12 protein-coding genes are annotated in these 13,447 nt (G+C 39.7%); 10 read left to right on the forward strand and 2 right to left on the reverse strand.

Translation table 11 applies throughout. The annotated features are described in order from the left end of the window. Window positions 1-11 precede the first annotated feature (11 nt). The 8 genes from BM043_RS19545 (at window position 12) to BM043_RS15025 (ending at window position 7,430) form a co-directional block, all read left to right on the forward strand. Complete coding sequence (locus BM043_RS19545; RefSeq protein ID WP_177188491.1) at window positions 12-158, forward strand: hypothetical protein; 147 nt, start codon at window positions 12-14, stop codon at window positions 156-158. Between the two features lie 139 nt (window positions 159-297). Next, on the forward strand, window positions 298-1,452 hold the full coding sequence (locus BM043_RS14995; protein WP_092793074.1) for a hypothetical protein: 1,155 nt from the start codon (window positions 298-300) through the stop codon (window positions 1,450-1,452). A gap of 126 nt (window positions 1,453-1,578) precedes the next feature. Continuing rightward, window positions 1,579-1,692 (forward strand): cysteine peptidase family C39 domain-containing protein, encoded by a 114-nt coding sequence (locus BM043_RS19725; RefSeq protein WP_245753049.1) that lies wholly within the window; start codon window positions 1,579-1,581, stop codon window positions 1,690-1,692. A 266-nt stretch (window positions 1,693-1,958) separates the two neighbouring features. Further along, complete coding sequence (locus BM043_RS15005) at window positions 1,959-2,912, forward strand: 6-bladed beta-propeller (protein WP_245753044.1); 954 nt, start codon at window positions 1,959-1,961, stop codon at window positions 2,910-2,912. A gap of 192 nt (window positions 2,913-3,104) precedes the next feature. Next, window positions 3,105-3,383 carry a hypothetical protein gene (locus BM043_RS15010; protein ID WP_092793078.1) on the forward strand — a complete coding sequence of 93 codons (279 nt, stop codon included), beginning with the start codon at window positions 3,105-3,107 and terminating at the stop codon, window positions 3,381-3,383. A gap of 111 nt (window positions 3,384-3,494) precedes the next feature. Next, complete coding sequence (locus tag BM043_RS15015) at window positions 3,495-4,736, forward strand: carboxypeptidase-like regulatory domain-containing protein (protein ID WP_218144156.1); 1,242 nt, start codon at window positions 3,495-3,497, stop codon at window positions 4,734-4,736. 352 nt (window positions 4,737-5,088) lie between these two features. After that, window positions 5,089-6,207: a TlpA family protein disulfide reductase gene (locus BM043_RS15020; protein ID WP_177188492.1), complete on the forward strand. Its 1,119-nt coding sequence runs from the start codon at window positions 5,089-5,091 to the stop codon at window positions 6,205-6,207. 107 nt (window positions 6,208-6,314) lie between these two features. Then, window positions 6,315-7,430, forward strand: a complete 1,116-nt coding sequence (locus BM043_RS15025) for a hypothetical protein (protein ID WP_092793083.1) — start codon at window positions 6,315-6,317, stop codon at window positions 7,428-7,430. A 326-nt stretch (window positions 7,431-7,756) separates the two neighbouring features. On the opposite strand, the gene BM043_RS15030 is transcribed toward BM043_RS15025, so the two are convergent. Together BM043_RS15030 and BM043_RS15035 are read right to left on the reverse strand one after the other, a co-directional pair. Beyond that, window positions 7,757-9,490 carry a M14 family metallopeptidase gene (locus BM043_RS15030; RefSeq protein ID WP_092793177.1) on the reverse strand — a complete coding sequence of 578 codons (1,734 nt, stop codon included), beginning with the start codon at window positions 9,488-9,490 and terminating at the stop codon, window positions 7,757-7,759. Window positions 9,491-9,502: 12 nt separating this feature from the next. Continuing rightward, window positions 9,503-11,095 (reverse strand): M14 family metallopeptidase, encoded by a 1,593-nt coding sequence (locus tag BM043_RS15035; RefSeq protein WP_092793085.1) that lies wholly within the window; start codon window positions 11,093-11,095, stop codon window positions 9,503-9,505. 211 nt (window positions 11,096-11,306) lie between these two features. Here BM043_RS15035 and BM043_RS15040 point away from each other — a divergent pair, with 211 nt between their 5' ends. Both BM043_RS15040 and BM043_RS15045 read left to right on the forward strand, forming a co-directional pair. Continuing rightward, window positions 11,307-12,134 carry a universal stress protein gene (locus BM043_RS15040; protein WP_092793087.1) on the forward strand — a complete coding sequence of 276 codons (828 nt, stop codon included), beginning with the start codon at window positions 11,307-11,309 and terminating at the stop codon, window positions 12,132-12,134. A 5-nt stretch (window positions 12,135-12,139) separates the two neighbouring features. Continuing rightward, complete coding sequence (locus tag BM043_RS15045) at window positions 12,140-13,378, forward strand: cation:proton antiporter (RefSeq protein ID WP_092793088.1); 1,239 nt, start codon at window positions 12,140-12,142, stop codon at window positions 13,376-13,378. The last annotated feature ends 69 nt before the right edge of the window (window positions 13,379-13,447 follow it).

A 13,447-nucleotide genomic window follows, 5' to 3' on the forward strand; every position in this document is an offset into this window, starting at 1 on the left:
ATAAATCTGCCATGATGAAAATAATAAGCTTAGAAATGCTCAGACCCAGCACCAATGAGATTTTGGAAAGAAGTAAGATGAAGAAGATTAAGGGGGGTATTGGGCTTCCTGCTATCTACAATGTGATAATTGGCAAAGCCATAGACCTATGCAAGTAACTAATTCCCATTTTTCTGCTGTAACTGTTTTTTGTGACTGCGGTGGAGTGGGTACAAGCAGATACTTACAAAATACAAGTTTAAAATTTTTTCTAATTCTGATTTTTATTATTTTAACAAATATTCCAAAAGTTACTTTATGGTTAATATAAATAGTTATCGGCTCATAATTTACATCCTTTTTTTTGCCTTTCTTAATTGGCCTTCATTTTCCAATGCTCAATATAAACTGGAAGAAGTCAAGAGTTTTACTGTTGAATCTTTCTATCCTGTGGAAATAGTCGATTATTTCCCAAAGGATGGGCTTTATCTTGGTTATATTAATTCTATAGAAGGAAAAAGGATTGTACTCATTAATGAAGAGGGGGATTTTATCAGCAACAAGATTTTGGAAGGCGATGGACCAAATAAATCCTCGGCCCCATTCAATGCGATGTCCTTTGCAGAGGATGGTACTATCTATCTTCAATCCTTTTCGTTTATCTATCGCTATGATCAAAATTTGAACCTCCTTGACAAATTCAGCTATCCCTCTAGCACATCTATTCGAATTTTTGGGCGAATGGAGTTTTTTTCTTATTTCAAATTACCTGGTTCAAATTCCAATATTTCATTTATTACCAATCCTTCTGACACGAATTCATTTCGTCCTGGAAATGATTCTGAGACCGAGTTAATAGAGGTTTTCCAGAAAGGAACAGAAGAATCTTTTAAATTAGCTCCAGTAACGGATCGGATTATGTATTCAAGGTTTGATAAATCTTTGTTAGCAGACCTCTTTTTCATCATTTATAAACTTGATCCAAAAAGTCGAAAGCTTTATTTAACAACCAAGACAGATAGTGAGATACTTGTTTATGATTTGATAAATAAAAGTTTGGATTCTAGAATTGAAATAAACCATGGAGAGTTTCCAATACTTCAAAAGAGTAAAATTTCAAGAAATGACTTTAAAACCAATGGGAGAATCGCCTTGGGGGCTAAAAATCATAAACTATTTTCTCTAGGAGGAGAGAAAATAGTTTTGGATTATATCCAAGAAATCCCCTACGGCATCTATGAACAGAAGATTGCTGAGGACCCAACCTACCATCATTTCCAAGACCCAAACTATCACCGGTTGATAATATTTGAAGGGACTACCCAGGTATCAGGTGACATCAAACTTCCAGTCAACGGTAAATTAATGACTGCCTTGCCAGAGAATAGACTTCTATTTCAGTTGATTGACCCAACTATTGAAGAGGATTTTATCCGCTTTGGCGTATATGAATTGATTAAATCAGGCAATTAAGGAGATATTTGTTTTTGTTTTGAAAACCGGCTTCACCCTCTACAAACAACCCGATTCCAAAGACTGTGGCCCACTTGCCTGCGTATAATTGCCAAGCACTATGGAAAGCTGATCTCCCTCAAGGAAATCCGTGAAATATCGGAGACGACTCGGGAAGGAAGCAGCTTATTAAAACTCAATGATGCCGCGGATGGGATGGGGTTTAAGACCATCGGTGCGAAGCTGAGTTTTGAAAAATAAGAGCACTCCTAATTTGAGGAAGAAACAAGGTTTTTAGCCTACAGTGAGGGGTGAGGGAAATAATGAACACCTATTTCAGTAAATTCTTACTGGAATTTAGTAAAATTGGTATAGATTATAGGTTAAAGTGAAAATTGTAAATTCTCATCTCGATCATGAAATATATTACTCGGATAGTGTTTATCATATTTATTTTCCAATTTCAGAATTGTGGAAATAAAGATTACCCAGATTCACTTAAATCTACTAAAACAATAGAAATCAAGATGGATTTATTGAGGGGTGATTCACCGGAATTTATCATTGAAATATTAGACACTATAAACCTTGAGGTTCCTGGAAACCCTCCGCTTACATCCATTCAAGATTTGGCCTTTTCCGAGGATTTTATTCTTCTTTTAGATAGAAAACAGGGGCTTTTAAAATTTGACATCAATGGGAAACTTCTCCAGAAGATAGGAAAAATAGGAGAAGGGCCCGATGAATATGCTATGCCCTATGCCATTCACTTAGATGAAAAGGAAAATGTTGTTTTAGTGGCAGATTGGCAAAAAATGACCGTAATTTCCTATGACCTCGGGGGAAAATTTTATTCAACTAGCAGTAAATTTTCCGGGTATCCGATCTCCTTTTATGAAGACAAAGATAACCTATTGGTAGTTCAAGAGACGATTAATGGTACCAAAGAAAAACCCCGTCAGGTATTAGTGAGCTCAATTGAACCCAAAACCTTTGAAGTTAAAAACTGGGAAAGGCCACTTTACGGCTATCATTCTGATTTTACCACTATCCATCAAATCCCAAGGTTACTAAGTCGGGTAAACAACGCAAGCTTGTTTTACATGCCAATCATTCGGGGAGAGATTTCTTCTCATAGCAAAAGAGATACGATTTTTAGAAAAGTGAATGATCATCTGCTGCCTGAGTATCAAATTAATTTTGAGGGGTTTGATCCCATACTTCAATTGAGGATAAGCCAAATAGTGATGTCTGATAAATATGTCTTTCTCCGGCTCATTTATGACAACCGACCCTATTTTTTAGTAATTGATTTAGAAAGAAATCGTCCCCTAATTCATTTAAAAAAATTATTTGATCAAGAGATGACAGATGAAATGATTCCAAGGCCTTTTAAAGGGGATAGGTATTATTCCATTCTTAGGAATAAGGAGAATGGCTTAGAGAAAAATCCACAAATAGTGTTTTACCGGCTGCAATAGTCACGATTGGAGGAAGAGATTCGCTTTTTAGCCTACAGTGGGGTGATAATTCTGAGGGAAATCGTGGATAGATAGTTCAGTAAAATTTTACTGGAATTTAGTAAAATTGGTATAGGATTATGAAATCCATTTGTGGAAATTGTTTTCGAAAAGAAACAGAAAAACTGTTTTAGAAACCTAACTAAAAGAAAAATGAAAAGCTTAATTTTAGAAAAACTGAAGCTCACCTCAGAGGAACTTCTTAACAGAAATGAAATGAAAGATATTTTAGGAGGATCTGGAATGTCTTATTGTGCCGAAATGTACATGATCAGATCATGCAATGAACTAGACGATGCTCAGATGGCAGGTTTTCAATATGGATGGACCAGTAACGGATGTAATTCTTCAGGAGGCGCTAATTATTGGGAGGAAGTCTCCTTGGAAGGAATCAGCATGGATGATTGTGACACCAGTTGGTATAGTTATTGACTTCTCCTTTTTAGTATTTGGGGATATCAAACCACTATCCCCAAATCTTCATGAAACAACTCATCGATGAAGTATTTATTTGCCATACTTTTTACGTTCGGAGTCCCCCTTTTGCTTTTTTCTCAGAATTTTTCAGAACAAAATAAAATATCAGGAATTGTAAGAAATGATTCCTCGCCGGTCTTAAACGCATACATTTTTTTAAAAAATTATCCGGATTTCAATACCTTATCTGATTCAGAAGGACGGTATACCCTACTATTTCCTGAGAATTTAAGAAATGATACGCTGGTCATTTCACATATCGGATATGAACAAATTGAAGTCTCACTAGCCAATCTAAATAGATCGCCAAACACCCAAATTTTGAAAGAGCGAACGATTGGTTTGGAGGAAATTTTGGTAGTACCTGAAGATAAGGCGCTAAAAGAAATGTTGCAGAAAGCGGTTTTGAAAATCCCTGAGAATTATCCCAGCAAAAGACATCAATTGAATGGGCTATTTAGGCAGGTTTCTACAAACTACGATGAATTTACCCAACTAATAGAAGCAAAGGTGAAGATTGAGGATGTGGGATATACCAAGGCTATTGGGAGCGCTAAAATCAAGATTGAAGAATTGCGAAAAAGTGATGACCTAGCAGAAAAAGATTCAACTTACATCATGTTTCTAAGGAAATTTCAAAATTCGCAACAAGCAGAAAATCAAAATTCGGTAGCTGAAAATCAACCTATTCAATTGTATGAAAGCAATCTTATTCGAAAAAATTACCTAGAAAGGAGTCCTTTAAATATCAATGGATTTATGAATGAATTCTTTGGTATTATTGAAAGACCAGTCTATCAAGAATTAATGGGGTTTGAGCTCGTAGACCAAGATACGATTTACCAGATTGCCTATGGTTCTACCGATCCTCCAATAGGAACTTCCTATATTAAGATCAATAGCCGGGATTTTGCGATAGTAGAATTTCAAGTAACTAGATATATGGATCCTGAAAGAGAATCCTATGAACAGTTTTTTATGAAATACAAAAAAGTTAATCAAAAATACTACCCTGAAAAACTCATCCACAAAGTTATTCGGTTTATTAATCGTAACATAGGTAGCCATCAAATGGATATACAGACTTTTTATTTTGACGAAGTCCAAACAGGAAAATTGAAAAAAATAAGAAATTGGGAAAAAGAATTACGAGATTCTAGGATAGATTTAAATCCTTCTGTGTATGATTCAGTGAGTTGGAAAAATTCTCAGTATTTAAAAAATCATCCATTGGATTCAGCCATAATCAAAAGTTTGGAAAGATTTAGAAGCCTAGATGAGCAATTTGGAAGTAATGGGAAAAATTAAAACATTCCTAACGATAAAATTTCTTTTTTGGGGAGTTTTTGTAATTATTTTCAATAGTTGCACAGATCGATCATCTAATGATTTATTTCTTGAAAAAGGTGTCACCTTAGTTTTCGAAAATGAATCTGTATCTGATTTTCTTGACCAAAGAAAAGTTCAATTGAGGTATTTAAGTGAAATTGGAATAGCCGAGAAAATCCAATTTCCAAATGATAGTATTCTAGATTCTCTTGTTTTTACGACTAAGAAAAAGAATTTTGAACTTATTAGTGAATATAGCGGAGGGCAAAATTATTCTTTTCTTTTTCAAAATGGTGACAGGGTAAAGATTTCAATTCGGGATAATAATCTAATGTTGGATGTGGTAAATCGAAAAGTCTTGACATACGATGACAACTTCGAATTTTTGCGGAACAAACAGCTTTTTAAAGCTACCTATGCCCCAATTGATGATTTTTATTTTCTCTGGCAGTCCTCCAAAAGTAAGGTAGGAAAAATAGACCTGAATGAAGAGCTATTCTTGAAAAAGAAGCTCGCCAAGCAAAGTTTAGAGCAGGAAGCGAAATGGTTGGATTCCCTTAAAAAAGCTGGTCAAATTTCAAAAGAAATGGCAGCTTTTTATCTGGCAAAGAATCAATTCCAAATCGAAAAATTAAAATATTTCGATAGTGATCAAGGATCATTTAATGCTCTCTCAGCTTTCGATTTTTTTAATGCTAGTCAAGCTACCATAGAAAGTCAGATTTCGGCTTTGCAGGCGGATGAGTTTGGGGATTTTTTAATTAAGGAATTGGATCCCAAAGAATATTCCAAACTTCCAATTCACCTACTTCAAAGCGAGAATGGGTTGTTTAAAGCCAGCCTATTATTCAAATTCCTGGATCAAGAGCTCCCCAAACTCTCCTATGGAGAAGCAGATTTATGGTTTGAAAAATATGGGAGCCACCTAAATTCTGAATGGCTGGAATATCTTAAGGAAAGAAATAGAAAACTGCTTGAAGTCGAGCAAGATATCCTAGTAAAATCTTTGGAAGAGGAAAGGATAAATTTTGAGAATATTTTAGCGCAAAAAAGGGGGAAGGTTGTTTATGTTGATCTTTGGGCGGCCTGGTGTGTGCCATGTATCAAATCATTCCCCTATTCACGATCCCTCCAGGAAGATTATAAAAACAAAGGGATTGAGATTTTATACCTTTCGGTGGACGAAAATCATAAATTTTGGGATAAAGTGGTGGAGAAATACCATATTGATTTTCCAGCTCGATCCTTTATTGCGATGAATCTAGCAGAATCTAAATTTCTAAAAGAATTGAAAGTTGATTTTATCCCTCGTTTTCTCCTTTTTGATTCGGAAGGAAAATTAATTCATCCAAATGCTCCAAAACCAGAATCTCAAGAGATCAGGATGTTATTTGACAGCCTAATTTCCAATTCAAATGAAATCGAGCATAACTTAAAAGTCACACACTAGTATGCCCCGATCTATCGGGGCAACGATGCGAGATTCTCCCTGAGATCGGGGCAGGCTTTCCCGAAACTCGGGACAAGTTATGACCTTTGAAAATCAATTATTGACACATGAAAAAATTTTTCTTTGGAGCACTCTCTTTTCTTTTTCTTCATTCCTCGACTTTTGCTCAAATAAGCCTTAGGAAAGTCTCTGAATTCAAAATTGACAGCTTTTTTGAGGTTGGCATACTGGATTACTACGAAAAAGATCAAGTCTATTTGGGATATACGAAAAGTAAGGATGACGGTGTGGAAATCAGCCTTTTTGATGCCAAAGGGAATAAACTTATTTCTAAAAATCTTTATGGAGAAGGTCCCAATGAGCATGTTTCCCCTTTAAGTGGTCTTGCCTTTTCTGAAGATGGTAATATTTGGGGTAAAACTCCCATTGAAATATTGCTTTATGACCGGGATTTGAATTTGATCGAAAAGACTCGTTTTAGTCCGTCCACTACCTCTACCATTTATTTCCCGAAGAAACTGACTACACTAAAAAATCCTGCAGGCGAGAATGTAGTGTTATCAACTATTTCCAATACCTATTCTTTTTCTTTTGCCAGGAATTTTGAAAGCCTCAATCTGATTGATGGAGTTAATTTGAAATCCGGTATCTCAACAGGATTTATTCCGGCTCGCAGCATCCCGATTTTTTCCAGAATGGATATCAATATGAAAAATATGCTATCTGCAATCTATACCGCAAGTCCGGATGGAAAGCAATTAGTTGTGACGACAAGTTTTGATGATCAAATCACCATTTTTGATTCCCGGACCTTAGAGAAAAAGAATCACATCGCAATTGATCATGAATCATTTGATGCATTGGAAAGCTCTAAATTGTCCTTATCCAATTTACCTCAGTTTAAAAATAGAATTTTATCAGGGAGAAACTTCGCCCTCCATGCTTGGGATAACGGTTATTTAGCCCTAGAATATCTTCGGGATATCTCTCTGGGTGTTTTCGAAAAGAAGTTGGCTGAGCAAGGATCCTATGACACTTCGAGGGATCCTGATTATCACCGATTGATTTTATTCAAAGATGGCAAGCAGGTTTCAGGGGATATTCCGATTCCCTATGGCGAGATTCAATTGGCACTTCCTGAAAATCGGCTACTTATCCGCCTGATCAATCCCGATGAAGAAGAGGACTTTATGCGATTTGGGATTTATAAAGTCGAGTTTTGAGTGAAATTCAAGTTTAATTGAATGTTGATCCTCCAAAATTTAGAATTGCTCACCCTTGAGCGGGAATGGGTTAAGATTAATTTAATCAAATGCCCTTACTTAAAGGCTTAGATTCAACGACAAACTAACTGCTTTTGACAATTGGTTTTGATATGCCATGGTTCTTTCCCTTTCAAAATACTTTTTTCAAAAACCACTTTAAGATGATGCTTTTTACAGCAAGCATGTTTTCACATTTCATCTTTTCGATTGGATTTGTCCAAGGCTCCTAAAAAAATCCCGCCAACATTCGCTAGCGGGATTTTTGAATCATAGCAAAGGAATGCTTATTTACTCCAACTCGCCTTTCCGCCTTTGGCAGAATCGACCGTGATGCTATAGTTAGATCCGGAAGAAACGATCCAGCGAATCTTTACAGCACTCATCCCGGGAATATTGGCCACAGCAATGCGCTCAGGTCTTAATTTTTGCTCCTGATAGCGTTTAAAATCCTCGTCTTCTACCACAAATCCAGCGACAACTTTTGCCCCCTCAATGCTCACATAGTCGGGCCGCTCAATATTGTATTTCAGATCTTGGGAAGAGTGGGTAGGCATCATCCGCTCATTGAAAATGGTAGCTGTGATTGCCTTCAATCCGCCGCCAAGGTCTTCTTCGTTCACATCCATCACAGACAGCTTGGGCGTATGATAGGCATGATAAATCGTGAAGGCCGAATTGCGGTGCGCATCCTGCTCCATCAAGAATCCGGGATGAGCCCGTCCAAAGGTTTTCTTAAATCCTCCGATTTCGACCTCCCCAAATTGCGGGTGATCATAACTTTCCCAATCCACAAAAGCATCTCCAAACGTCAATAATTTATCCACTTTGAGTTGCTCGTCCTGATTGCCTCTACCGGCATTTTGATGGAAATAAAGGTAGGAAACCATCAATTCATTGGAGTAGGTGAAGATCCCACGATTGCCATAAAACCAATCCAACTCTCCACCAAAGACGGAATACAAGTCCTTGTAAACGGTCAAATAGCGATAGCCTGGCATCATTTCTTCGCCTTTTTTGGCAATGGCGTCATAGATTCGGATATCCTCGCGATTGTAGGTTTCTATATCTTCCTCCGCCCCCGGTCCACGGAGGATCATCCCGCCGTAATTGTGGTAACTCTGCGCTCCGGCGATATTGGGATGCTTCATCACAAATTCCATCACGGCACGGTTTTCTGATAGGGTAAAGGGATATCTCAGCGCTCCTCGTTGCACGTAGTCCGGTTGCCAGTTCCATCCCCAGTCCCGGTTGGGATCGTAATAGCCGACATCGTCATCATTGATTCTCCCGTCACCATCGAGGTCCGTTCCTTCCTGTCCGAGCATCTCATACTCTCCCACTTGATCAGGTCCCACCGGCATCAATCGGCGGGGATCCAAGGGATCTTTGATATAGCGGCCGGTTGGGCTTTTTCGAATCATCAGCGTGATGTGACCGTCCCCATTCAGGTCATCCATCTCATCTTCCCCGGCTTCCCCGTCTCCATCATTATCCAGTACCATCATTCCTGATCTTGGGGTGTTGGCATTGTTGGGTTTTAGAAAGAAATCATTTCGGGCATCGGGATTGATCGTTGGCGTGATGTAAAAGGTTTTATCTCTAAGAAGCTCTTGGATAAACTCCGTATCGGCATGCATTTCGGTCAAATACCAGGCTGAGTAAAGGGCAAATTCCGCCCCTTGCACTTCATTGGAATGGATATTTCCATCGATCCACATGGCAGGCTTGTCGGTATCTTTTCCGGTGGAAAAATCCGTAATCGTCAAGGTCATGATATCCCTTCCTTCGTAGGATTGACCAATCGTTTCGATCTTGGCCAAGTTAGGATGGGCTTCAGCAATTTTCTGCATTACATCGACCAGGCCTTCATAGGTATAGTAGCGATTCCAAGCTACTTCTACTTTGGGCATGTGAGGTGAACCCACCGCTTGGAAAAACTTTTGCTGTGCACTACTGGGAGTACTTACAAGGCCAGCTGCACTCAAAGCCAATGCAAGGATGATATTCTTCGTCTTCATAATTTTCATGGCTTAGAGGTTGAAAGTTTTGTTGATGAATCCCACATGGGAAGCTCCTGCTTTCAGGCTAATGTCACCCTTTCCTCGGATGATCCAGCTGAGACTGGTTTTTCCAAAGGCATCAATCGAATCCACCAATTGGATTTTTTCACCCGAAATCAATCGGTCATCAGGAGCATTCAGGTCAATTCTGATTTTGCGAAGCCATCTCGAGCGTTCGCCCATTTCCGAATGAGTGGGCAAGGGTGAATTATTAAACAAATCCAAAGAAATCCGAGTCAGCCCATTTCCGATCGACTCGACTTTTAAATTTTGAATTTCCAGTTTGGGCTGCATTTCGGCCAGTTTAAGGATAAATTCGGTATGTTCTTCGGCGATTTCCCCTACTTTTTCGAAAGGTGGATTGACCATCACAAAGGGTTTGATACCACCTACTTCCACTTTTTTACCGGGAAAATCGGGATGCGTGATTTCTGTCCAGGGGACAAATACCTCATTCCATCCTAGGGAGTCTGCCCATGCTAAGTAATTTGCTTCAGGATTGTCCTTGCCTTTGAAATCCGGCGTCCAATAGCCCGGTGTCCCAAAACTCAAGCGCCCAAAATGGAAATAGGCCCACTGGAAAAAATCCCCGTCGGTACCCTGATTGGTTTGCTGATAGGCTTTTTGGGAAATGGTTTCATTGTAAATGCCAGACACCATCGCATTGATCGCTTCATCTTTTTCTAAAATGGAAGTGACCACCCGCTTTCGCGCGTTCTGTGCATTGTATTTGAGTGGACTTGATAGATTATTGGCCGGTGAAAAGGTCACAAACGCAAAAATATTCCACTGCTCAAAAAGGTAATCCAGCATCGCACGGGATTCGACTTGAGAAACTGGGATATCCCCAGCCAGCGGCTCAAAAACCGGGAATTTGAAGGTCATGGACTTGTTAAAAGCGATTCCTTCCTCGAGATCTTCTGCAAATTTACCGTCCAGATCATCGTCTTTGCTTTCTTTGAAAACCAGGTAGTTTCCGGCTTCTCCTTTGCTTCGGTCGGCTTTGACCAAGACTCTTTCATCTTCTTCGGAAACCTTGTAGTCCCCCATCGGGTCTTCTACGCGCATCCAGGTAATCATTCCGTCACCGTTTAAGTCGGTGTATCCATTGTCTCCTGGACTGCCGTCCCGATCATGATCCACTGAGGCAGCATTACCCCGACGTTCGTATTTCAACGTGGCGTGGTATTGCTTATAGGCATCCGGAGACATATTGGGGAAAATATAAAAGGTGGTACTTTCAAGTTTTTCCGCATGCTCATTGACGAGTTTCTCGGCAAACTGGGTGGCTAGTTCTACACTGAGTACATGAAATCCTTCCACGCCTCCGACTACCGCTATGGCTGGTTTTTGATCTAGATCACCGGTACCCACTTTGAGCACCCAGATGTCTTCTCCGCCGGCAGTTTTGGTCAGGGATTTAAGTTCGGCTGAGGCTTGGTTTCCAAGCGTCTGCAGTCGTTGATTGAGCTGACTGAGCGTCGGATAGTCGCCCTGTGCTTGCACCGATTGGGACCAGCCAAGGCTTCCTGCCAGCAAGCAGCTTAGTACGATTTTCTTCATAAATATTTTGAGTTTTAATTCCGAATAATGATCACAAGCTGATCAAATATTTCATGAATTTTATCAAAAATCTTTGAAAATATGGTGTGTAGTTTTTTTGAATGTCCCATATCTGCTTGAATGGGATTAGCTGTGGATAAGTGGGTGGGTCTTTATTTATTTGTAGAGTTTGTGAATTTTCGCTTATTTCAGGCAAATCCTCTCCTCGATCATGTATAAGAAAATCGGCCTAGCCATTGCCTTTTCTCCAAGAATAGAAGCCTTGATAGCAGAAGCTAAACGCTTGGTCCTGCTCTTTGATGCAGAATTATTATTGATTCACATTGGAGAAAAAACGCCTGAATTGGAAGATAAATTGAAAGAAATTTTGATCAATCAGGGCTTGAATGAATCCAACGTGAGGGTCTCTTGGAAGCAGGGTAAGCCGGTGAAAATGCTGCTTCAGACATGCCGGGACGAATCCGTTGATTTATTGGTTTTGGGGGCATTGAAAAAAGAGGGTTTCCTGACTTATTACCTGGGATCGGTGGCAAGAAAAATAATCCGGAAGGCACCCTGTTCGGTTCTTACCCTGATTAGTCCTAAAATCGACGGAGGGAGTTTTTCGAAGGTAGTCATCAATGGTACCCAACTGGAAGTGACGCCAAAAGTGATCGAATATGGATTGGATTTTTGTAAAATCGCAGGGGTCCAACAAGTACATATTTTGAATGAAATCAAGCTGTATGGATTACAAATGGCCACAGCGGGAGAGGGCTCGGAGGAGGAAGTTGCCAATACCCGACGAAAACTGGTACAGGACGAAATCGAATATGTCCAGCAAATCCTAAACGGGCTGGATAAAGGGGACCTTCGGATCAATATTAAAGTTACCGCTGGAAAATGGTCTATCGAACTTGCCAAGTACTGCGAAGTTATCCAAGCGGATCTGCTCATCATGGGTGACAACAAAGACTATTCTTTTATAGACCGGATTTTTCCTCACGAATTGGAAAATATCCTTGAAAATCTTCCAACTAACTTTCTCTACATTAAATAATTTTTATGGAAAGTTTAGCTCACAAGGAAGTCATCAACCTACTTCTTCAACTCGCCAGCATGTTGATTTTGGCTCGGGTATTTGCTGAAATCGCACAGAAATTTAAGCAACCGGCGGTAGTTGGGGAGCTTTTGGCGGGAATTATCCTCGGTCCCACCATTTTAGGGACGATTAATCCAGACTTTTTTGACTATCTCTTTCAAAGCAATCCCTCTGCTAATATCGCCTTGGATGGCATCGTCCAAATGGCGGTCATTCTGCTCCTGTTTATCGCTGGGCTTGAGGTAGAGCTGCATTTGGTTTGGTCCCAAGGCAAATCGGCTCTGAATATCAGTTTATTGGGTTTGGTTGTCCCCTTTATCCTAGGCTTTGTATTTCCCTATTTCTTTGCTTCCTTCTTTGGATTTGCCGATGGGGAGCGTCTGCTGTTTTCCTTATTTATGGGGACTGCGATGTCCATTACGGCCTTGCCGGTGGTGGTCAGGATCTTGATGGATATGAATCTCTTCAAAACTAAGATGGGAATGGTCATTGTGGCCTCCGCTATGGTCAATGATATCATTGGCTGGTTGATCTTTTCGGTGATTTTGTCTTTTATGGGAAAGAGCGGGAGCTTGTCGCTTTTCAATACCATAGGAATCACCTTGTTGTTCACGGTATTTATGTTGACACTAGGCAAAGGCATGATCAATCGGGTGCTGCCTTGGATTAATAAAAACCTCGCTTGGCCGGGAGGATTACTTTCTCTCTCTATGGCCTTTTGTTTTTTGGCGGCAGCCTTTACCGAGTGGCTGGGGATCCATTCCATTTTTGGAGCTTTTCTTTTGGGGGTAGCATTGGGAGATTCGAGTCATATGTCAGAGCGAGCCAAGGAAATTATCCATCAGTTTATCAATAATATTTTTGCCCCCTTGTTTTTTGTGTCGATTGGATTGAAGATCAACTTCTTTACCAATTTCGACTTTTGGTTGGTCCTAGCGGTATTGGTGATTTCCTTTGTGGGAAAAATCGTGGGAAGCGGGTTCGGAGCTTTACGCTCAGGATATCCTAAAAAAGAAGCTTTGGCAGTGGGATTTGGGATGAATGCGCGCGGCGCTATGGAAATCATTCTGGGGTTAATTGCTTTGGAAAACGGATTGATAGATGAAAAGCTTTTTGTGGCTTTGGTGATTATGGCAATTATCACGAGTATGTCCAGTGGACCGCTCATGAAATGGAGCCTAAAAGCAGAAAAGGTTCCTTAATTATATCTACATTCGGTTGTAATATTTTTATATTTTCTGGTTAATTACCGTTAAAGAAAACCCTTCATT

This window comes from Algoriphagus hitonicola (assembly GCF_900113375.1).
Lineage (GTDB): Bacteria > Bacteroidota > Bacteroidia > Cytophagales > Cyclobacteriaceae > Algoriphagus > Algoriphagus hitonicola.